Below are 20,387 nucleotides of genomic sequence, written 5' to 3'. Positions count from 1 at the left end.
GCGGGGCACCCCGGCCGGTTCGGTGAGGACGGCGTCCCCGAAGGGTCCGTCGAGCAGACCGCTCGTCACCGGGTCACCGCCTTCCGGACCGGGACGGTCGTGCGGACGGGGACCCGCCGCCCGTTCCGCGTCGTGACGAACGCGCCGTCCGCGTCGGCCGACACGCCGGACGCCGCCGGCGGGACCGCAGCCGCGGCGGGTACCGCCGTGGTCCGGCGGGCCGGGGAGCCGCCGCGCCAGCCGTCCCGCGCGGCGTCGTCCCGCGCCCGGCCGATCGCGGTCGCCGTCCGCATGAGGAGCTCCTCGCACTGGTCGGCGCTCAGCAGGATGCCCGGCTTGTACTGCAGGACCCGCGGGTCGAGCGTGGAGAAGATCGCCCAGACGCCGCCCTCGTAGAGCCGCCGCATGACGTACGTGGCGCCCTGCGGGTGGTCGAACTCCAGCCCCATGACGACGCCGTTCTGCCGGATGCCGACGAACCAGTCGGGGTAGGTGTCCTGGATGTCGCGCAGCCCGCGGCCGACGGCGTCGGAGATGTAGTGGACCATCGAGCGCGTCTCCGGGCGGCTGCAGATCTCCAGCGCCTTGAGCGCCGCGATGCAGCCGAGCTCGGCGCCGCCGAACGTCGAGATGTGGCCGAAGCCGTCCTCGGTGAGCCAGCCGGCGCAGCGCTCGCTGAGCAGGACCGCGGCGATCGGGTACATCCCGCCGGAGATGCCCTTGCCGGTCACGAGGATGTCCGGGGCGATGCCGTGCTTCGTGATGCCCCACAGCTCGCCGGTGCGCATGAGGCCGGTCTGCACCTCGTCGGCGATGTAGAGCGCGTCGTACTGCTCGCACAGCGCCTTGACCGCCTCCAGGTACCCGGGTTCGGGGAGCGGGAAGCCGTACGTCGCGGGGATCGTCTCCATGATGACGGCGGCGACGTCGCGGCCGCGCAGCGCCTCTTCCATGGCCGCGAGGTCGTTGAAGGGGACGTGCGGGAACTCCTCGGGGCGATCGGCGAGGAACAGCTCGGAGAAGCGCTCGTCACCCGTCGCGACGGCCAGCCCGGTGTGCCCGTGGTACGCCTTGATGATCGAGACGATCTTGCGCTTCTTCGTGACGTGCCGGGCGGTCTTGAGCGCGATGTCGATCGCCTCGCCGCCGCCGGAGCCGTAGACCACCTTGGTCAGGCCCGGCGGGGCCGAGCGGACGAGCGCCTCGGCGAGCGCGGTCCGGGCCATCGACGGGAAGTGGTGGTTGCCGATGTCGAAGTGCCCCATCGCGGCGGTCACCGCCCGGACGACCTCGGGGTTGCGGTGGCCCAGGTTGTACGTGCCGCCGTTGAGGTGGACGTCGATGAGCCGCCGGCCCGACATGTCGTAGAGGTAGTACCCCTCGCGCCGGTCGATGACGAGGTCGACCCCGGTCCCCATCCAGAAACGGGTCTTGCCGGGGTTCCAGAACTCCTGCGACTTCGCCAGGACGTCGGCCTTGCTGGAGAACCCGAGCTGCTCGGCCGCCGCGGAGACCTGCTCCCCGGCGCCGGCCGCACCCGTCGAGTCCGTCATCGGCTGCTCCCGCCCGTCCGCTGCGTCCGCGCCCCACGACGCGGAGCCAGAGCATACCGAAAAGCCATACCAGAACAAGGCCTACGGTCTGGACCGGTCACCGCCCGTGGCAAACGCCCGCTTTCACGTAGTCACAGGCGTCTCAACAGGGGTTACGTTCACGTAAATCGTCCCCGAAGGTCGACTCGGGTGCCCCGAACCCTTGAAAATGGTCACCGCTTTGGTGCACCGTTCGGCTAGTCCACGGACATCATCACGCCGCACGAGTGGACCACTGTGCGCTGCACCGTTCCGGCCCGCCCCCACCTAGGAGCCCGCGTGACGACACAAGACCCCGCACCGACAGCCGTCCCCGGTGACCACCGGGTGAACACGGGCCTCAAGGCCGGGGCCATCGGCCTCGTCTCGGTGCTCTTCATGGCCGTGGCCAACGCGGCCCCGATCACGGCCATGAGCTTCAACGTGCCGATCGCCATCGGCTACGGCAACGGCCTCGGCGCCCCCGCCGGCTTCCTCTTCGCGACCGTCGTCCTCACGTTCTTCACCATCGGCTTCGTCTCGATGGCGAAGCACATCACGACGACCGGCGCGTTCTACGGCTTCATCTCCCACGGTCTCGGCCAGGTCGCCGGCATGGCCTCGGGCCTGCTCGCGACCGTCGCGTACGTCATCTTCGAGGGCTCGCTCATCGGCGGCTTCGCGTACTTCGCGCACGACGCGATGAAGACCTCGTTCGACGTGAACATCCACTGGCTGGTCTTCGCGCTCGCCGGGGCGGTGCTCATCGGCGTCCTCACGTACTACTCGGTGACGCTCACCGCGGCCGTGCTCGGCGTCACCCTCGTCAGCGAGGTCGTCCTCCTCGCCGCGCTCGGCATCTCGGTGCTCATCAAGGGCGGCCCGGACGGCTACCTGTTCTCCGAGACCGTCCCGATCGGCCCGGCCTTCGGCAACCTCGACGCCCAGGCCTTCGGGACGGCGGCCGCCGCCGGCACCGCGGCCATCGGCATCTTCTTCGCCTTCTGGTCGTGGGTCGGCTACGAGACCACCGCCGTGTACGGCGAGGAGTCGAAGGACCCGGCGCACATCGTCCCGCGCGCGACGCTCATCGCGGTCGTCGGCCTCGGGCTCTTCTACACGTTCATGTCGTGGATGGTCATCGTCGGCCAGGGCAAGACCAAGGCCGTCGAGTACTCGATCAGCGCGGCCCCGGTCGACCTGTGGCTGACCCTCGTCAAGGACAACCTCGGCGGGGTCGCGCTCGGCCTCTACAAGATCCTCCTCGTCGTCGGCTCGTTCGCGTGCGCCATGGCGTTCCACAACGCGGCGTCGCGGTACATCTACGCCCTCGGTCGTGAGGCTCCCTGGGCCGGCGTCCGCAACACGGTCGGCTCGACGACCGCGGCGCACCAGTCGCCGGCCGTCGCGTCGTGGATCCAGATGGGCATCACGATCCTGCTCACCGTGCTGTTCTTCCTCTTCACGGCCGTGTCGGTGCCCGGCGCCGACGGGGCCGCGGCGGTCGACACCCCGGAGCTCGTGCCCTACGTCAACATGTACGGGATCCTCGCGCTCATCGGGACGGCGATGATCCTCATCGTCCAGACGATCTGCTCGGCCGCGGTGATCTCCTACTTCTTCGTGAAGAAGGTGCACCCGGGCAACGTCCTCTGGTCGCTCGTCTGCCCGCTCATCGGCGGTGCCGGCATGATCTACGCGCTTCTCCTGCTCTGGCAGAACCGGGCGTTCGCCGCAGGCCTCGGCGCCGGGTCGAAGGTCTTCACCTTCATGCCCGGGTACATCGTCGTGACGCTCGCGCTCGGCATCGGGTACGCGCTCTGGCTGCGCAGCGCGCACGCCGACACGTACAACGAGATCGGTCGCACGACGCTCGCGGAGGCGCACGAGCGGTCCTGACAGCGCTTCGCGCCGGCTCGCCCGGCGCACGCGCCCGCCGACGACCGGCGGGCGGGTCGGTCGCCCCCCGTCCTCCGACCTGCCCGCCGGTCTTGGCGTCTCCACCCATCCTTGCGAGAGGCTGCACCATGGCTCGTCTCACCCTCACCGTCGTGGACCTCGAGCTGGCGCGCCGGATGTGCGAGGCGGCCCGGGCGACGGCCGGCCGGCTCGGGGCGCTCGTCTCCGTCGCCGTCGTCGACGCCGGCGGCCACCTCGTCGCCTTCGAGCGGATGGACGGCGCCGAGATCGCGGGGCCGGCCCTGGCCCGGGACAAGGCGTACACCGCCGTCGCGCACCGCATCGCGACGGCCGAGCTCGGCCCGCTCGTCGCCCCGGGAGGCGACCTCGTCGGGATGCACTCGGCGGACGGCGGCCGCTACGTCTGCTTCGGCGGCGGGCTCCCGCTGTGGTCGGGCGAGCGCGTCGTCGGCGGGGTCGGCGTCAGCGGCGGGACGGCGGAGCAGGACGAGACGTGCGCCGAGGCCGCCGCCGCGCTCTTCCTGGTGGAGGAGACCCGACCGTGAGCGAGCAGCCGAGACTGGGCCGTTTCCGGTTCATGGACCAGCAGCGCGTGAACCTCGACGGGTTCGCCGTCGAGGACGCCGCGCTCGGACTCGTCGCCTTCGCCGCCCCCGACGACCCGGAGCCGTCGCTCGTCGTCCGGGACGGCCGGGTCGTCGAGCTCGACGGCCGGGCCGAGGCGGACTTCGACGTCGTCGACGAGTTCGTCGCCCGCCACGGGATCGACCTCGACGTCGCGGACGAGGCGATGGCGACACCCGACCTCGCGCTGGCCCGGATGCTCGTCGACCCCGGGGTGCCGCGCGCCGAGGTGGTGCGGCTGTGCGCCGGGACGACCCCGGCCAAGCTCGCCCGCGTGCTGACGCTGCTGCGCCCGGCCGAGCTGACGATCGCCATGACGAAGATGCGCGCCCGCCGGACGCCGTCCAACCAGGCGCACGTGACGAACCGCAGCGACGACCCGCTCCTGCTCGCTGCGGACGCCGCGACGGCGGCCGCGTTCGGGTTCCGCGAGATCGAGACGACGGTGCCCGTCGCCGGGGACGCCCCGAGCAACGCGGTCGCGGTGTCGGTCGGCGCGGCCGTCGGGTCCCCCGGGGTGCTCGTGCAGTGCAGCGTCGAGGAGGCCACCGAGCTCGCGCTCGGGATGCGCGGCCTCGTCTCCTACGCCGAGACGGTGTCGCTCTACGGCACCGAGCAGATCTTCGTCGACGGCGACGACACCCCCTGGAGCAAGGCGTTCCTCACGAGCGCCTACGCCTCGCGCGGGGTGAAGATGCGCGTCACGAGCGGTGGTGGCGCCGAGGCCCTCATGGGCGGCGCCGAGGGCCGGTCGATGTTCTACCTCGAGGCCCGCTGCGTCGCCCTGGCCCGCGCGATCGGCGCGCAGGGCGTGCAGAACGGCGGGATCGACTCGGCCTCCGTGGCCGGCGCGGTGCCGCGCGGCGTCCGCTCGCTCATGGCCGAGAACCTCATGGTCATGGCCCGTGGGCTCGAGGCGTGCACCGGCAACGACGCGCTCATGAGCGAGTCCGACGTCCGGCGGACCTCGCGGACGATGCCGATCTTCCTCGCCGGCACGGACTTCGTCTGCAGCGGGTTCGGCTCGATCCAGCGCTACGACAACATGTTCGGGCCCTCGCAGTGGAACGCCGAGGACGTCGACGACTACCTCGTCATGCAGCGCGACTGGGGCGTCGACGGCGGCCTGCGGACGGCGGAGCACGACGACGTGGCCCGGCTGCGGCAGCGGGCCGTCGAGGCGGTGCAGGCGGTCTACCGGCACCTCGGCCTCGCCGACCTCGACGACGTGTGGGCCGCGCAGGCGGTCGACGCGGCAGGCTCGAAGGACGTCCCCGCGGCGGACCTCATGGCCCCGCTCACGGCGTCCCGGATGATCACCGAGACCGGCCTGACGATGGTCGACGTCGTCGCCGCGCTCGATGTCTGCGGCTTCGACGAGGAGGCCCGCCGGCTGCTGCGGCTGCTGCGGGCCCGGGTCGCGGGCGACTACCTGCAGACCGCGGCGATCTTCGACGAGGACTTCGAGGTGCTCTCGCTCGTCACCGACCCGAACGACTACGCGGGGCCCGGCACCGGCTACGAGCCGACCCCGGCCCGGCAGGCGCAGATCGACGCCGTCCGGCAGCAGCGCTCGGTCGCCGACCTGCGCGCCGAGCAGGCGCACGGGGCGAGCGACCGGCTGCGGGTCGTCGGCCCGGCGGCCGCGGGCTCCGACCCGCGGGACGTCGTCATCGGGGTCTCCCCCGCCGTCGGGCGGGCGATCTGGACGACGCTGTCGGGGCTGGCCGTCGTCGACGTCCTCGACGAGCTGCTCGCGGGCCTGGAGGAGGAGGGCTGCCGGGGCCGGATCGTCCGGGTCAACGACACGATCGACCTCGGTCTCGTCGGGCTGACCGCTGCCCGGCTCGCCGGCTCCGGCATCGGGATCGGGCTGCAGGCCAAGGGGACCGCGCTCATCCACCGGCGCGACCTCTCCCCGCTGGCGAACCTCGAGCTCTACAGCGTCGCGCCCACCGTGGACGGGCCGCTCTACCGGCTGCTCGGGTCGAACGCCGGCCGGCACGCGAAGGGCGCGACCCCGGAGCCGGCGCGCAACCCCTACTCGGACGAGGCGATCGAGGCGAGGTACCACACCAAGGTCGTCTCCCTCGTGGCCATCGAGCGGACGTGCAGCGGCACGACCCCGCCGGAAGAGCTGGAGCTCGTATGACCGACCCGGTGGGTGCCGACGTGGACGCGCTCCTCGAGGGCGTGCGGGCCGCGACGGTGTCGATGGACGACTTCCGCATCACCCCGGACACCCTGCGCCACCAGGCGGGGGTCGCCCGGGCGCACGCGAACGGCCAGCTCGGCGAGAACTTCGAACGGGCCGCGGAGCTCGTCGACGTGCCGGACGACGAGGTGCTCGCGCTCTACGAGCTGCTGCGGCCGCGCCGGGCCACCGCCGAGGAGCTCGAGGAGGCCGCGGCCTCGCTCGAGGCCCGCGGCGCCGTCCGCAACGCCGCGTTCGTCCGGGAGGCGGCGGCCGTCTACGCCCGGCGCGGGCTGCTCCGCACCCGGTGACGGCGGCCCTCCCGGCAGCCCTTCCGGCCGGCACGGTCGTCGCGGGGATCGACGTCGGGAACTCGACGACCGAGGTCGTCCTCGTCGAGGTCCTGCGCGACGGGCCGCCGCGGCCGCTCGCGCACGACCGGGCGCCGACCCGGGGCCGCAAGGGCTCCGCGGCCGCCGCACGGGCCGCCGCCGACCTCGCGGCCCGGACCGCGCGCCGGGCGGGGCTCGTCGTCGGGGCCGGCGTCGTCGCGCCCCAGCGCGCGGTCGAGACGTCGACCGTGGAGGTCGAGCGCGAACGTCCCGACGTCGCGCCGCTCGTCGTCGCCGGCGGCCGGGCGCGTACCCCGGGCCGCCCCGGGGTCGGTGCGGGCCGGCCGGTCCCGGTCGCCGCGGACCCGCCGGCCGGGGAGCCGGTCGTGCTCGTGGTCCCGCCCGACGTGCCGTTCCGGGAGGCGGCCGCCCGGGTGGCGGCGCTGCTCGCCGCGGGAGCCCGGGTCGCCGCCGTGCTCCTCGGCGCCGACGAGGGGGTGCTCCTGGCCGCGCGGGTGCCGGGGCTGCCCGACGGGGTCCCGGTCGCCGACCGGGCCGACATCGCTGCGGCGCTGCGCTGCACCCGGCTGCTCGTCGAGGTCGCGCCGGCGGACGGCGTGCTGCGCGCCGCTGTCGACCCGCTGCACGTCGTCGCGGCCTTCGCCCTCACCGACGCCGAGCGGCCCGCCGCCCTCGCCGCATCCCGGGTGCTCGCCGACGCCCGCAGCGCCGTCGTCGGGCTGGACCGGACGGCCGCGCCGGTCCCCCGGCCCGCGCCGGCCGCTCCCACCGCCGCCGGCGACGACCTGCTCGCGACGTGGCTCGTCGACCTCGACGCCGTGGTCGCCGACGTCGAGGGGCGCCGCGGGCCGGAGCCGCTCGGGGCCGTCCTCGCCCGTCTCGAGCCGGCGCCGGACGGCGGCGCGCACGACGTGAGCGGCGTCGTCGCGCAGGTGCTCGGGGTGCCCGTCGCCGTCGTCGCGTCGGAGGCGGCCGCGGCCCGGGCGGGTGCGCTGACGACGCCCGGCGTGCGGCCGGACGCCGTCGTCCTCGACCTCGGCGGCGGGACGCTCGACCTCGTGCTGCCCGACGGCGAGCACGTCGCGGCCGGGGCGGGCGAGCTCGTCACCGCGGCCGTCGCCCGGCTCGCCGGGTGCTCCCGGGGCGCGGCCGACTGGGTCAAGCGCGGGCCGTCGTCCCGGCTCGAGGGTCCGCACGTGCTCGTCGGCGAGGACGGCGAGCGGCGCTTCGCCGACCGGCCCGCGCCGTCCGACGCCGTGGGCAGCCTCGTCGTCCCCGGACCGGCAGGGCTGCTGCCGTTCGCCCGTCGCCTGGATCCCTCGCAGTGGCGGGCGCTGCGGCTGCGCGCGAAGCGGGTCGCCCTGGGGGACAACGTCTCCCGGCTGGTCGCGGCCGCGGGCCGGCCGCTCGCCGGGCGGGACGTCGTCCTCGTCGGCGGCGTCGCCGGGGACGCCGAGCTGCTGCGGGTGCTCGACACGGCCCTGGGCGGCTGCGCCGTCGGGCGGGCGGACGTCGCGGGCGGCAGCGGGACCGGTGCGCTCGGGCACCGGTGGGCCGTCGCGTACGGGCTCACGGTGCTCGCCGCGGACGGCGCCGAGGGCAGACTGGGGACATGAGCGACGTGCAGATCCGACGGGCCGCGCCGGACGACTGGCGGCTCGTCCGCGAGGTGCGCCTGGCCACGCTGCGGACGGACCCGGACGCCTTCGGGTCGACGACGGACGACGAGGCGGGGCGGACCGAGCAGGACTGGCGACAGCGGGTCGAGGCGTTCGCCTGGTTCCTTGCCGTCGACGAGGCCGGCGACGAGGCCGGCGGCGGGCCGGTCGGGGTGGTCCGGACCGGGACCGAGGACGGCGCGGCGGACGGCGAGCGGGTGCTCGCCTCGCTGTGGGTGGCCCCCGGGCACCGCGGGGCAGGGCTCGTCGACCGGCTCGTCGACGCCGTCGCGGCCGACGCACGGGCGGCCGGCGCGCGGTGGCTCACGCTGTGGGTCATGCGCTCGAACGAGCGGGCCCGGGCGGCGTACGAGCGGCTCGGCTTCGTGCCGGTGCCGACCCCGGCCGCCCAGTCGGGGCACGAGTGCGCGGGCGAGGTCCGGCTGGGGCTCCGCCTCGTGCCGCCGGTGGACGTCGCCGTCCGGACGATCGCGGCCGCGGACGAGTGGCAGGTGCTGCGCCACGTCCGCCTCGCGGCCCTGCGCAGCGACCCGGACGCGTTCTACTCGACGTACGCGGCGGAGGCCGCGTACGACGAGACCCGCTGGCGCCAGGGCGCGGAGCGGGCGTCGATGCGGATCGCCGTCGACCGTGGCACGGGCGACGTCCTCGGCTGCCTCGGGACCTTCGAGGAGGAGGGCGCACCGCCCGGGGGCCTGCACATGTACGGCATGTGGGTCGCGCCGGCGGCCCGGGGGCGGGGCGTCGCGCGGGTGCTCGTCGACACCGTCTGCACCCAGGCGCGGCGCGACGGGTTCGAGCGGGTCACGCTGTGGGTCGTGCTCGCGAACACCCGGGCGCGGGCGGTGTACGCCGGCCTCGGGTTCGTCGAGGAGGAGCCGCCGCCCGGGGTGCACGACTACCGGCCCGAGGGCGAGGTCCGGATGGTGCGGCACCTCGACGCGGCCGGCACCGGCTGATCCGGGGCACGCCCCACGCCGGTCGCGGCCGGTCAGCCGCGGGCGCCGCTGCATCAGCGCCTGCAACGTCCCCGCGCCCTCGAGCGTCCTCCGTGCAGCGGCCAAGAGCCGTGCAGGATCACCCAGGGGAAGGATCTGACATGACCACGAGCACGGCGCCCGAAGCGCCCCCGACCGCGGGCCGGCTCCGCCGGCCGGCCGTCGTCGTCGCGGTGGTGCTGGCCATGGTGGCCGTCAGCGGCGCGGGCCTCGCGCAGGGCGTCGCCTCCGACCGCAGCTGGGCGGCGGACCGCTGCAAGGCGACCGCTATGGAGGCCGACGCAGCTCTGACGGCGACCGACCCGTCGCGGCCGGAGGGCGACGCACCGAGCACTCTCGAGGTGCGCCTGGAGTGGACGCCGCTGCCCACGTGGATGTGCGACATCGGCTACCCGAACGGCACGACCGACACCGTGAACCTGGGGCGCCGGCTCAACGTCCTCTGAGCCCCGCGGTCCGACGAGGGCGGCTCGCCGTCCGGGCCCGTCCGCCATGCTCCGGACGGTGGCCCGCAGCGGGCGTCCGCCCGCTCAGAGCAGGTCGGGGATCTCCGTGACGTCGTACCAGAGCAGGTCGTTCGCCTCGGCCTCGTCGAGGGCGAACTGCGCGTCGTCGTCGCCCGCGTCCGCGGCGGGCAGCGCGGCGACCGCCGCCTCGACGGTCCCCTCGACGCCCGCCTCGTCGACGTGCACGCTCGCGACGCCCGCGAGCGCGACGTCCGCGGCGACGAGCACCTGCGAGCGGCCGCCGCCGGCCGGGCGGACCGCACCGTCCGGGACGTCGGCGGCGAGGACGACGCGGCGGCGCGGCGCGGACGGGTCCGCGGCGAGCAGCCGCAGGACGGCCTGCGCGGCGTCGGTCATCGCCGTGAACTCGAGCTCCTCGAGGTCGCCCTCGACGTACCACTCGCGGACCGCGGGCGTCACGGCGTAGCCGACGAGGGCGGCGGCCGCGTCGTCGTGCAGCGGCTTGGCCCACTCCCCCGGGCGCAGCGCGCCGTCCGAGTGGGCCGCCGCGAGCAGCGGCAGGGTGACGGGCAGGTAGACGCGCATCAGCCGGCTTCCTCCAGGTGCGCTCGCGCGGAGCCCCCGTCGTGGTCCGGGTCCGGACCCGTCGGGTCGACGTCCTGCTCCTGCTCCCGGACGGGGGCGGGCAGGTGCTGCAGCGGCTCGGGGTCCCCGAGGGCCCGGGTCGACGTGAGGAGCGAGGTCTCCAGCACGGTGCGGCGGCGCTCGACGGCCATGAGGTTCGCGCCGATCGCCTCGAGGTCCTCCGGCCCGGGCCCGATGACCGTGACGTCGGTGCCGCCCGCGTGCACCTTGGCCACCTCGCGCAGGCAGCGGCGGGTGACCCGGCCGCGCCAGCGCCGCTCCGCCATGGCCCGCCAGTGGGTGGGGCTGTCGAACGCGAACGAGACCATCGGCGCGAGGACGAACACCTCGTCGAGCCCCAGCCCCGCGGCGAGGTCGACGTTCGTCGCCGAGCAGGCGCCGCCGTCGACGTAGCGCCGGCCGCCGATCGTCACCGGGGTGTACCAGCCGGGGATCGCGCACGAGGCCATGACCGCCTCCGCGAGGTCGGCCGGTGGTGCGCCCGGCGCGCCGAACGCCGTCCGCCGCCCCGACTCGTAGTCCATCGCGACGGTCCGCACCCCCGGGTGCGCGGCCCAGCCGGACGGGACGAGGGCACCGATGAGCCGGCCCACGGCGTCCAGCCGGCCGCGGCCCTCGGGCAGGAACGCCGACAGGACGGCGGTCGGCGGGAGCCGGCGCAGCCGCCCCATGTTGTGGGTGAACAGTCCCGTGCTGCCCGGGGTGAGCCGCGGGAAGGGCGGCAGCGGGCCGCCCGTGGAGGTGTCGTAGTTCCAGTCGCTCTCGGCGAGCGGGCCGCTCGTCACCGCTTCGCCGAGCTGGTGGGCGCGCAGCTCCTCGACGCTCACACCGGCACCGAGCATGGCCGCCATGACCGAGCCGGCCGACGTCCCGATGATCACCTCGGCGTCCCGGGCGTCGACCGAGTGCACCTGCTCGAGGGCGGTCAGGGCACCGACCATCCACGCGCCGCCGAGCACCCCGCCGCCGCCGAGGACGAGCCCCCAACGGGTCACCGGGCCGCCTCCTTGAGCTCGGCGAGCGACTCCTTGATGCACTGCGCGAGGACCTCGAGGTCGGGCATCGCCTCGCGGTCGGCGTTGAGGCCGTAGTAGACGCCGCCGTCGTACGACGTGAGGCCGATCGCCAGCGACTGCGAGCGGGCCAGCGGGATGACCGGGTACGTCGAGAGCATCCGGGCCCCGACGACGTACAGCGGCTGCTGCGGGCCGGGGACGTTCGTGACGACGAGGTTGAAGAGGCGGTGCGACAGGCCGCTGGCGACCCGTGCGCCCAGCGAGTGCAGGGTCGGCGGGGCGAAGCCGGCGAGGCCCGCGAGCGCCGGGGCGGCGACGGCCTGGCCCGCCTCCCGGTGGGCCTTGGTCTGGTAGGCGACCTGGTGCACCCGCATGAGCGGGCTCGCCTCGCCGGTCGGCAGGTCGACGAGCAGCGACCCGACCCGGCTGCCGACGGCGCCGGAGTCCCCCGGCTCGACGACGCGCATGCTCATCGGGACCAGGGCGCGGACGACGCTGGCCGGCTGCACCGAGGCGCCGCGGGTGAGCAGCCAGGCCCGCAGGGCACCGGCGAGGGTCGCGAGGACGACGTCGTTGACGCTCGTCGTCACGGCGGGGACTGCGGCCGCGACCGGCACGTCCCGGCCGCCCGCGACCCGGCGCCGGCGGCGGCTCGCCGGACCGGCGAGGAGGTGGTTGCGGATCCGGCGGTAGTCCTCGAGGTCGGTCGCGACCATGGCGAACCGGCGGTGCTCGGTGACGTCGCGGTTCAGCGGGCTGCGGGGCAGCGAACGGGTCGCCGACCGGGCGGTGAAGACGAGCCCGGTGAGCGCCTCGAACGCCTTGCCCGCGGTCTCGCGGGCGTCCCCGACGCCGGCGCGCACGGTGTCGACGACGGCCTGCGGGCGGCGGACGGCGTCCGCGACGGCCGAGACGACGAGCTCGACGGAGCTCGGCTCCGGGGACGGGCTCCACGTGTGCGTCGGCGGGGTCGGGTGGTCGGCGCTGACGTCGAGGACGACCTGGCCGAGGTCGACCGCGTGGACGCCGTCGACGAGCGCCTGGTGCACCTTGGTGACGACCGCGACCCGGCCGTCGGCGAGGCCCTCGACGAGGATGAGCTCCCAGAGCGGACGGCCGCGGTCGAGCGGGCGGGCCTGCAGCCGGGCGACGAGCTCGGCGAGCTGCTGGGGCGTCCCCGGCCGAGGCAGGGCCGACCGCCGGACGTGGTAGCTGATGTCGAAGCGCTCGTCGTCCACCCAGACCGGGTTGCCGAGCCGTGCCGGCACCCACCGGACGCGCTGCCGGTACCGCGGGACGAGGGCGATCCGGGCGGCGACGTGCTGGACGAGGCGGTCGAAGTCGAGCCCCCCGCGGGGCGGCTCGAGGATCATGACGCTGCCGACGTGCATCGGCGTGGTCGGCTCCTCGAGGTAGAGGAAGGACACGTCGAGCGGCGAGAGCCGGTCGGGCACGGTCGGACCTCCTTCCCCGGACGGCGGGACGCGACGGCTCGATCCTGCCACCTCGGGCCCCCGTAGGGTTTGTCCCGTGCGTCCACCGCTCACCGTGCCGTCGTCCGCGTCCGGCCGGGCATCCGTCCACCCCGCCGCGCCCGTGCCGGACGTCCCGCCCGCCGTCCTGCCCGTCGTGCCCGCGGCCGCCCGGGCCGCCGTCCGGTGACCGTCGTCCTCGCGCACGGCATCGGCGGCCGGGAAGACCTGCCGCTGCCGCTCGGCTGGGCCGTCGCGGGGGCCGCGGTCGCCGTCGTCGTCTCGTTCGTCGCGCTCGGCGTCCTGTGGCACACGCCGCGGCTGCCCGCGGCGGCCGCCGGGCGACCCCTGCCCGGGTGGGCCGCCGCCCTCCTCGACTCACGGGCGACGCGGGTCGTGCTCGCGGGGCTCGGGCTGCTCGCGACCGGCTGGACGCTGCTGGCGCTCCTGCTCGGGCCGGACGACGCGAACAACCCTGTGCCGTGGGTGGTCTTCGTGCTCCTGTGGGTCGGCGTCGTGCCGGTGTCCGTGCTCGTCGGGCCGGTCTGGCGGCGGGTCAACCCGCTGCGCGCGCTCCACGCGCTGGTGAACCGGGCCGCCGGGCTCGACCCGGCCGACGGCGTCCGACCGCTGCCCGCCGGGACCGGCTGGTGGCCGGGGGCCGTCGGGCTCGGGGCGTTCGCCTGGTTCGAGCTCGCGTACGAGGACTCGACGACGCTGCCCGCCCTGCGCTGGGCGATCGGGCTCTACGCAGCCGTGCACCTCGTCGCGGCGTTCACCTTCGGCAGCCGCTGGTTCGACCGCGGCGACGCCTTCGAGGTGTGGTCCGGCCTCTACGCGCGGATCTCCCCGCTCGGCCGCCGGCCCGACGGCACCCTCGTGCTCCGGGCCCCGCTCGCCGGCCTGGACGCGGTCGCCCCGGCACCCGGGCTCGTGGCGACGGTCAGCGTCATGCTCGGGTCGACGGTGTACGACGGCCTCTCCGGGTCGACGGTGTGGGTGACGTTCGTGCAGTCCCAGCCGGTGTCGCGCACGCTCGTCGCGACGGCGGGGCTGCTGCTCACGATCGGCGCGGTCGCGGGACTGCTCGTGGCGTGCGCGCTCGCGGCCGGGCGGCTCGGCGGGGCGGACGACGTCCGTGCGGTGCCGGGGCTGCTCGCGCCCTCGGTGGTCCCGGTCGCGCTGGGGTACGTCGTCGCGCACTACTACTCGTTCCTCGTGCTCGAGGGCCAGAACGCCTTCGTCAAGCTCACCGACCCGCTCGGCACCGGCGCGGACTGGCTCGGCACCGCCGGGATGCAGCCGAGCGCCGCACTCGTGACGCCGGGGATCGTCGCGAACCTGCAGGTGGTCGCGATCGTCGTCGGGCACGTGCTCGGCGTCGTCGTCGCGCACGACCGGGCCGTCGCGCTGTTCCCGCGGGCCCGGGCCGTGCTCGGTCAGGTCCCGCTGCTCGTGCTCATGGTGACGCTGACGTGCACGGGGCTGTTCCTGCTGTTCGCCGGCTGAACGGGCTCGCGGCAGCGTGTTCCGCGCTCAGGAGCGCGGCCCCTCGAGGAACGGCTGGTACATGAGCCGGGCGTGGTTCTCGGTGAGCGGCTCGTCGGCGACCGGTGTGCCGTCGAGCGCGAACACCTTGCGCCGCAGCACGTTGTGCCGGGTGAAGACGCCGGGCAGGTCGTTCGTCATGAGATGGGTCTGCTCGTAGAGCTCGTAGCGGGCGACGGCCGGGGCGTCCGCGGTCCAGGCGCCGACGAGGTGGGTGCCGGTGACCTCCAGGGCCAGCCGGAAGGTGTCCGCCGTCCGGTTCTCCACCTGGAGGTCGAGCGAGGGCCACGCGCACGTCGCGCCGCTGCCGAACGGCTGGGTCCGGCCGTTGTCGGGGAAGACGTCGTAGCTGTGCCGCCAGCGTTCGACGACGGTGAGCGGGGTGTGGAGGGTCATCCAGTAGAGGAGGTTCGTGCACTGGCACAGGCCCCCGCCGACGCCCTCGGCGAGCCGGCCCTTGTCGAGGACGAGCCCGGTCGCGAAGCCGCGGCGGCGGCTCGGCGGGCCGACGTGCCGCCAGAACGAGAACCGGCCGCCGGGCGGCAGGACGAGCCCGTCGAGCCGGCCCGCCGCGATCCGCAGGTTGACGGCCTTGCCCTGCTGGAGCCGGTCCTCGAGCCCGGCGAGCCGGCGGTACAGCGGCGTCGCGTGCTCGGCGACGGGGTACGGATGGTCACCCGCCGGTGCTGTGGTGAGCCGCAGCGCGGCCCGGTGCCGCAACCAGTCCAGCTCGCGGGTCGCGCGCCGGACCGCGGGGCCGGCGACCGGGCGGAGCGCGTCGCGCAGGCGCGTCCCCCGGCCGGTCGCCGCGGACGTCGTCGGTGCTCGCATGGTCGTCCCCCGGTCCCGGCGCTGCGCACGCCGCCGTCCGGGGGACGCCGGAGATCGTCCGCAGGTTGCCCGCCGTCAGCGCAGCGGGCGGTCGAAGAGGATCTCGAGCTCGCCGAGGGTCTCGTCGTACGTGCGGTGCAGGACACCGACCATGCCGGCTGCGGCGGCCGCGCTGACGTTGTGCGGCAGGTCGTCGACCATGACGCACTCCCCTGGCTCGAGGCCGAGCAGGTCGACGGTGTGCCGGTAGATCCGTAGCTCGGGCTTGCGCATCCCGACCTCGCCGGAGATGACGACGGCGTCGAAGAGGCCGTCCATGAGCTCGGTCGGGTACGCGTTGCCCCAGGAGTTCGACAGCAGGGCGGTGCGGACGCCGGCGTCGCGGGCCCGCCGGACGAGGCCGAGCATCGAGTCGTCGAGGCGCTCGAGGTCGCCGAGCATCCGCCGGGTCAGCCCGGGCGCGGCGACCGGCGAGCCCTGCTCGGCGAGCCGGGCCGCGAGGACGGCGTCGAACTCGGCGACCGGGAGCTCGCCGCGCTCGAGGCGGTGGACCGGCGAGTCGCCGGAGAGCCAGAGCATCGGGGGGTCTCCGGCCGTGCCGCTCCCGCCGTCCTCGCCGTTCTCGGGGCCGGGGCCGCCGGACTGCTCGACGTCGGCGACCGGGCCGGTCGAGCCGGGGGCGGGGAGGGCGTCCCGGGACGGCAGGACGACGCCGCGGCCGGGGCCGACGACGCTGCCCTCGAGCGCCTCGGTGGCCGGGCGGCGGGGCCCGACCCAGGCCCGCATGACGTCGCGGAAGTGCCCGAGGTCGACCCCGTCGCGCTCGGCCCAGGCCGCCATCGCGGCGTCGAGCGGCGGGGTGAGGACGCCGCCCCAGTCGACGACGAGCGCCTTGAGGGTGCCCGCCCGGGCGGCCTGCGGGGCCTCGCCCGTGGCGTCGTGCGGTGGGACGGCCGTCGTCGGGTCGGCGGGGGTGTCGGTCACGCGCTCATGCTAGGAGCCACGGCGCCGAGTGCCGCGGCGAGCCCCGCGAGCGCCTGCCGGGCGGGCGAGGCCGGTGCGGCCTCGACGAGGGTCCGGCCGGCGAGGAGCGCCTCGTCGAGGGCGGGCCGGTCGTCGGGGACGAGGTGGACGCCGTGCACCCCGGCGTAGCGGGCCACGGCGTCCCGGACCCGTTGCTCGGGGCGCGGGCCGACCGCAGCGGCCCGCACCCGGTTGACGACGACGAGCGGCGGTGCGGCGCCCGGGCCACGGACGTCGGCGAGGTCCTGGAGGCCGCGGACGAGCCGTTGCAGGCCGACCGGGTCGGCGCTGCCGACGGCGACGACGACGTCGGCCGCGGCGAGCGCCGAGAGCGTCGCGCCGTTGCGGCGCGGGGCCGCGGTGTCGAACGTCAGCTCCTCGTCGGTCTCGAGCGCGAAGCCGCAGTCGACGAAGGTCCAGTCGGCGACGTCGCGGCAGGTGCGCCAGACGGCGTCGAGCCCGGACGGGCGCAGCTCCGGCCAGCGGGCGGTGCGGGCCAGCCCGGTGAGCACCCGCAGGTGCGGGCAGACCACGGGCGCGAGCCGGGCCAGGCGCTGCGGGTCGAGGACGCCCTGGGCGGCGGCCCGGACCGCGGCCGCGAGACCGGCCGACTCGTCGAGGAGAGCGAGCACCTGGGCGATGCTCGGGCCGTACGTGTCGGCGTCGGCGACGATCGTCGGACGGCCGAGGGCGGCCGTCTCGGCGGCGAGACCGACGGCGAGCGTCGTCCGGCCCGGGGCCCCGGTCGGCCCCCAGACCGCGACGACGGCACCGGTGCCACCGCCGGGCCGGGACGGCAGGTCCGCGGCCCCGGCGACGACGACCGGCAGCCGGGGCAGCGGGGCCAGTGCGTCGGCCGGGTCCGAGAGGTGCCGGGACACCGGTGCCGGGCCGGGGACCGCGGGACCGGCCGGCGGCGGCAGGGCGGCGACGTCGGCGCCCGGGTCGGGCCCCCGGCCAGGACCGGTGCCGCGGCCCCGGCGCGCGCCGGCCCGGGCCGCGACGGACGCCGCGTCGTCCGGCAGGGCCGCGACCGCTGCGAGCAGCGCGGCGGCCACGTCGGTGACGGGAGCGTCGGCCGGCAGGACCCGGCCGACCCCGAAGCGGTCCAGCCGGGCGGCGGCGCCCTGGTCCGCCGGGTCCGCGAGGCCGACGACCGCGACCCCGGCACCGAGGAGCCGGGCGACGGCGTCGAGGTCGAGCCGGTGCAGGTCGGACGCGACGACCGCGGCCCGGGCCAGGCCGGCCTCGGCGGCCGCGACGAGGTCGGCGAGGTCGGCGCAGCGGCGGACGACGGCGAGGTCACCGGCGGCACGGTCGAGGCCCGCGACGAGCGGGGCCTCCCACGGCCCGCCGACGGCGACGAGGACCGGGACGGTCACGGGGCCGCGCCGGGGACGGGGACGACGGCCACCTCGGCGTCGTTCGCGAAGGCGTCGAGCACCGTGCGCAGCTCCTGCGGCCCGAGGAGCACCTGCACCGAGGACGCGCGCACCGCGCCGAGCGAGCCGTCGTCCGCCGTCACCGCGAAGACCTCGGCGCCTTCCGCCACCCGCTGCGGCGCACCGTACCTGGGGCCGGTGCCGGCGTCGGGCTGCCGTGCGCTCACCCAGACGTCGAGCCGGCCGCCGACCACGAACCCGGCCGGCACCCCGTCGTCGAGCGGGATCGTCACCGGCCGCCGGGTCAGGGCGGCCGCGGTCCCGACGGCCGCGGCGGGGACGAGCTCGCCGGCCCCCACGGTGCGCAGCAGCACGGCGTCGGCCGGGAGCGCCTGCGCGGGGCCGAGGTACGCGGCCGTCGCGCCGGTCAGCCGGACCCGCACGACGCGCAGGCTCACGGGCTCGACGCGGCTGCCCTCCGGCAGGGCCGTCGCGGCGGCGTACACGGCGACCGTGTCGTCGGCGGCCGCCACGACCCGGGCACCGACGGCGACCGAGGCGAGCACGAGCAGCACCCCGACGAGGAGCCGGGTGTCGCGCCACGACGGCCGGCGCAGCCGCGCCGCCGGGGGCGCGGGCAGGTCCTTCACGTGGCCTCCCGTCACGTCCGCCGCCCGGGACCGATCCGGATGATCTTCGCGGCGGGCGCCATCCTGGCATCCCGCGTGCCGCGCCGTCATGCGGTCCGAGGGCCGGCTGTGGACAACCACGCCCACGGACGGGCCTGTGGACGAGTCGAGGGCCGTCACGGGGCCGCGTGCCAGAATGTCGGCCGGCCCGCCGGTGGTGCGGGCGGACGTGAGGAGGTCGACGGTGCCGCCGCGGTTCCTCCTGCTCGCCGATGTCGCGGAGCAGCTGAACATCAACGTCCGGCACGCCCGCGCCCTCGTCCAGACCGGCGAGCTACCGGCCATCAAGGTCGGCGGCCGCGGCCAGTGGCGCGTCGAGGCGAGCGAGTTCGAGGCATACATCCAGCGCAAGTACGCCGAGACGAAGGCCCTCCTCGAGGAGCGCGGCACCCTCGGCCGCAGCGTCGACGAGGTCGCCGCCGGCGGCGCGGCGGACGACGAGGACTGAGCCCCGGACCTCGGCGCCCCGGGGTCAGGCCAGGTGCTCGGCGTCCCCGCGGACGACGACGACCGCACCGAACGGCACGCACCGCACCCGGCTGACGGCTGCTGCTCGGCGCGGCTCGTCCGCGGGGTGGACGGCGACGTCGAGGTGGTCCGCCCCGACCCGGTCGACCGTGCCCGCGACGACCGCTCCCCCGCGCACCCGAACCCGTACGTAGGCGCGGTCCCGGGCGAGGACGCGCAGCGCCGTCCCCAGACCGACCCGCAGCGGCGGCGGCCCGTCGGGGTCCGGCGGCGCCTGCGCGGCCCGGGTGAGCCCGTCCACGCCGACGACCGCGGCGAGCGGGACGAGTGCCGACCGTGACCCGGCCGCGACGGCGACCCAGTCCCGCCCCACGTCGTGGAGCCGGCCCGTCACCTCGTCCCCGTCGGCGAGGTGGAACGTCAGCGTGCAGTCGTCGTGGCCGCGCAGCCGGTCGGCGAGCGAGAGCAGCGCCCGCTCGGCCCGCGCGAGGTCGGCGACCTCGGCCTCGAACTCGGCCCTGTCCTCGGCGTCGACGGACGCCTCGAGGTCGGCGAACAGGTCTTCCCAGCGCACAAGATCACCTTAGGGGTCGGGTCGGCCGGGCGAGCTGCGCCCCGACCGCGGTGGACATGATCCGCTCCGTCGTGCATCATTCTCGCTCATTCGACATCTAGCGTCGTCAAACGTCGTCAAATGTCGTTCAGAGGTCACAGGCGAGTGCATGAGAAGGGTGGAGGCGTGGTCGGGGTGCAGCGCGGGCAACAGGTCAGGCAACAGGTCGGGCAACAGGTCGGGCAACGGGTCGGGCAGCAGGTGCGGAGCCGGGAGGCCGCCCCCGACCGGGGGCGGCGTGACCGCCGGCGCGAGGCCGCACCGCCGGTGCGGGTCCGCCCGCGCCGGCAGGTGCCGCCGCGGCCCGACGGCGGGACGGCGGGTCGGGTCGTCCGGGCCGTCGCGCTCGTGGCGGTGTGGGTGACGACGACCGGTGGCCTCGGCGTCCTCGTCGGCCAGGCGGCGTCCGGTGTCCGAGCGGCCGGCCCGGCCCGGATCGAGGACGCCGTGACGCTCGTCGCCGGCGGCGCGGCGCTCGCGGCCGCCTGGTGGCTCGCGGTCGCCGTGCTCGCGAGCGTCGGTGCCGCGCTCCTCACCCGGCACCGGCCGGGCGGTCTGCTCGCTCGGGCCGCGTCGGGGGTGGCCCGGCGGACCGCGCCGGCCGGGCTGCGCCGGGCCGTGGTCCTCGCTGTGGGGCTGAGCCTCGCCGGGGCCGGGCCCGCGCTGGCAGCACCACGGGTCGCCGGCCCGGCGGCCGGCCCGCCCGCCGCGTGTGCCCCGGTCGACGGGTCGTGCCTCGACCCGTCGTGGGGTGCGCCGGCCGGTGTGCGGGTCCCCATGACGACGGCCGGTCCCGGTGCGACCGCGGTCGCGGTGCGGGCCTCCGCCCGCGCGACGACCGGCACGGACCCGGCCGCGGTGCCGGCAGTGGCGGGGTCGGCGGCGGGGTCGGCG

General features: G+C 76.1%; 19 protein-coding genes and 1 pseudogene. 11 read left to right on the top strand and 9 right to left on the bottom strand.

Annotated elements, in window-relative coordinates; translation table 11 throughout:
- Positions 1-65: 65 nt before the first annotated feature.
- Complete coding sequence (locus tag EDJALFJO_RS32795; protein WP_088290835.1) at positions 66-1,553, bottom strand: aspartate aminotransferase family protein; 1,488 nt, start codon at positions 1,551-1,553, stop codon at positions 66-68.
- Positions 1,554-1,871: 318 nt separating this feature from the next.
- Here EDJALFJO_RS32795 and EDJALFJO_RS32790 point away from each other — a divergent pair, with 318 nt between their 5' ends.
- The 7 genes from EDJALFJO_RS32790 to EDJALFJO_RS32760 all read left to right on the top strand — a co-directional run bounded on the left by EDJALFJO_RS32790 (position 1,872) and on the right by EDJALFJO_RS32760 (position 9,785).
- Positions 1,872-3,470, top strand: a complete 1,599-nt coding sequence (locus tag EDJALFJO_RS32790; protein ID WP_198950871.1) for an APC family permease — start codon at positions 1,872-1,874, stop codon at positions 3,468-3,470.
- Between the two features lie 128 nt (positions 3,471-3,598).
- Positions 3,599-4,036: a heme-binding protein gene (locus EDJALFJO_RS32785; protein WP_198950870.1), complete on the top strand. Its 438-nt coding sequence runs from the start codon at positions 3,599-3,601 to the stop codon at positions 4,034-4,036.
- On the top strand, positions 4,033-6,267 hold the full coding sequence (locus EDJALFJO_RS32780; protein ID WP_198950869.1) for a propanediol/glycerol family dehydratase large subunit: 2,235 nt from the start codon (positions 4,033-4,035) through the stop codon (positions 6,265-6,267). The genes EDJALFJO_RS32785 and EDJALFJO_RS32780 overlap by 4 nt, the downstream gene beginning before the upstream one ends.
- Entirely contained in the window at positions 6,264-6,620 is a 357-nt protein-coding gene (locus tag EDJALFJO_RS32775; protein WP_088290833.1) for a diol dehydratase small subunit, read from the top strand. Before EDJALFJO_RS32780 ends, EDJALFJO_RS32775 begins: the two co-directional genes overlap by 4 nt.
- Positions 6,617-8,278 (top strand): diol dehydratase reactivase ATPase-like domain-containing protein, encoded by a 1,662-nt coding sequence (locus tag EDJALFJO_RS32770; RefSeq protein ID WP_088290832.1) that lies wholly within the window; start codon positions 6,617-6,619, stop codon positions 8,276-8,278. Before EDJALFJO_RS32775 ends, EDJALFJO_RS32770 begins: the two co-directional genes overlap by 4 nt.
- A complete protein-coding gene (locus EDJALFJO_RS32765; RefSeq protein ID WP_088290831.1) occupies positions 8,275-9,300 on the top strand; it encodes a GNAT family N-acetyltransferase in 1,026 nt (341 codons plus the stop codon). Before EDJALFJO_RS32770 ends, EDJALFJO_RS32765 begins: the two co-directional genes overlap by 4 nt.
- 140 nt (positions 9,301-9,440) lie before the next feature.
- Positions 9,441-9,785 (top strand): hypothetical protein, encoded by a 345-nt coding sequence (locus EDJALFJO_RS32760; protein WP_088290830.1) that lies wholly within the window; start codon positions 9,441-9,443, stop codon positions 9,783-9,785.
- Positions 9,786-9,869: 84 nt separating this feature from the next.
- Here EDJALFJO_RS32760 and EDJALFJO_RS32755 read toward each other — a convergent pair whose 3' ends face one another.
- From EDJALFJO_RS32755 to EDJALFJO_RS32745, 3 genes are read right to left on the bottom strand one after another with little or no spacing between them, the layout of a single operon-like run.
- Entirely contained in the window at positions 9,870-10,391 is a 522-nt protein-coding gene (locus EDJALFJO_RS32755) for a hypothetical protein (protein WP_088290829.1), read from the bottom strand.
- Positions 10,391-11,446 carry a patatin-like phospholipase family protein gene (locus EDJALFJO_RS32750; RefSeq protein WP_088290828.1) on the bottom strand — a complete coding sequence of 352 codons (1,056 nt, stop codon included), beginning with the start codon at positions 11,444-11,446 and terminating at the stop codon, positions 10,391-10,393. The genes EDJALFJO_RS32755 and EDJALFJO_RS32750 overlap by 1 nt, the downstream gene beginning before the upstream one ends.
- Positions 11,443-12,921 (bottom strand): wax ester/triacylglycerol synthase family O-acyltransferase, encoded by a 1,479-nt coding sequence (locus EDJALFJO_RS32745; protein ID WP_088290827.1) that lies wholly within the window; start codon positions 12,919-12,921, stop codon positions 11,443-11,445. Before EDJALFJO_RS32745 ends, EDJALFJO_RS32750 begins: the two co-directional genes overlap by 4 nt.
- 76 nt (positions 12,922-12,997) lie before the next feature.
- Here EDJALFJO_RS32745 and EDJALFJO_RS36045 point away from each other — a divergent pair, with 76 nt between their 5' ends.
- Both EDJALFJO_RS36045 and EDJALFJO_RS32740 read left to right on the top strand, forming a co-directional pair.
- The gene (locus EDJALFJO_RS36045; RefSeq protein ID WP_255392602.1) at positions 12,998-13,129 is read left to right on the top strand and encodes a hypothetical protein; all 132 of its coding nucleotides are present in this window, start codon (positions 12,998-13,000) and stop codon (positions 13,127-13,129) included.
- Positions 13,126-14,448 (top strand): hypothetical protein, encoded by a 1,323-nt coding sequence (locus tag EDJALFJO_RS32740; RefSeq protein ID WP_088290826.1) that lies wholly within the window; start codon positions 13,126-13,128, stop codon positions 14,446-14,448. The genes EDJALFJO_RS36045 and EDJALFJO_RS32740 overlap by 4 nt, the downstream gene beginning before the upstream one ends.
- A gap of 27 nt (positions 14,449-14,475) precedes the next feature.
- Here EDJALFJO_RS32740 and EDJALFJO_RS32735 read toward each other — a convergent pair whose 3' ends face one another.
- From EDJALFJO_RS32735 to EDJALFJO_RS32720, 4 genes are all read right to left on the bottom strand, one after another.
- Positions 14,476-15,318 carry a VanW family protein gene (locus tag EDJALFJO_RS32735; RefSeq protein WP_088290825.1) on the bottom strand — a complete coding sequence of 281 codons (843 nt, stop codon included), beginning with the start codon at positions 15,316-15,318 and terminating at the stop codon, positions 14,476-14,478.
- Positions 15,319-15,393: 75 nt separating this feature from the next.
- Positions 15,394-16,302 carry an HAD-IA family hydrolase gene (locus EDJALFJO_RS35920; RefSeq protein WP_088290824.1) on the bottom strand — a complete coding sequence of 303 codons (909 nt, stop codon included), beginning with the start codon at positions 16,300-16,302 and terminating at the stop codon, positions 15,394-15,396.
- Complete coding sequence (locus tag EDJALFJO_RS32725; RefSeq protein ID WP_088290823.1) at positions 16,299-17,723, bottom strand: hypothetical protein; 1,425 nt, start codon at positions 17,721-17,723, stop codon at positions 16,299-16,301. Before EDJALFJO_RS32725 ends, EDJALFJO_RS35920 begins: the two co-directional genes overlap by 4 nt.
- On the bottom strand, positions 17,720-18,373 hold the full coding sequence (locus EDJALFJO_RS32720; RefSeq protein ID WP_088290822.1) for a hypothetical protein: 654 nt from the start codon (positions 18,371-18,373) through the stop codon (positions 17,720-17,722). Before EDJALFJO_RS32720 ends, EDJALFJO_RS32725 begins: the two co-directional genes overlap by 4 nt.
- A 223-nt stretch (positions 18,374-18,596) precedes the next feature.
- Here EDJALFJO_RS32720 and EDJALFJO_RS32715 point away from each other — a divergent pair, with 223 nt between their 5' ends.
- Positions 18,597-18,860, top strand: a complete 264-nt coding sequence (locus EDJALFJO_RS32715; protein WP_088290843.1) for a helix-turn-helix domain-containing protein — start codon at positions 18,597-18,599, stop codon at positions 18,858-18,860.
- A gap of 24 nt (positions 18,861-18,884) precedes the next feature.
- Here the strand turns inward: EDJALFJO_RS32715 and EDJALFJO_RS32710 are convergent, their stop codons facing one another.
- Positions 18,885-19,454 (bottom strand): hypothetical protein, encoded by a 570-nt coding sequence (locus tag EDJALFJO_RS32710; protein WP_088290821.1) that lies wholly within the window; start codon positions 19,452-19,454, stop codon positions 18,885-18,887.
- A gap of 165 nt (positions 19,455-19,619) precedes the next feature.
- Here EDJALFJO_RS32710 and EDJALFJO_RS32705 point away from each other — a divergent pair.
- Positions 19,620-20,387 (top strand): annotated as a pseudogene (locus EDJALFJO_RS32705) (hypothetical protein); the annotation flags it as partial.

This window comes from Kineosporia sp. A_224 (assembly GCF_002198655.1).
GTDB lineage: Bacteria > Actinomycetota > Actinomycetes > Actinomycetales > Kineosporiaceae > R-H-3.
The sequence above is the reverse complement of the archived record's forward strand: the minus strand, read 5'-3'. Positions and strand labels throughout refer to the sequence as shown.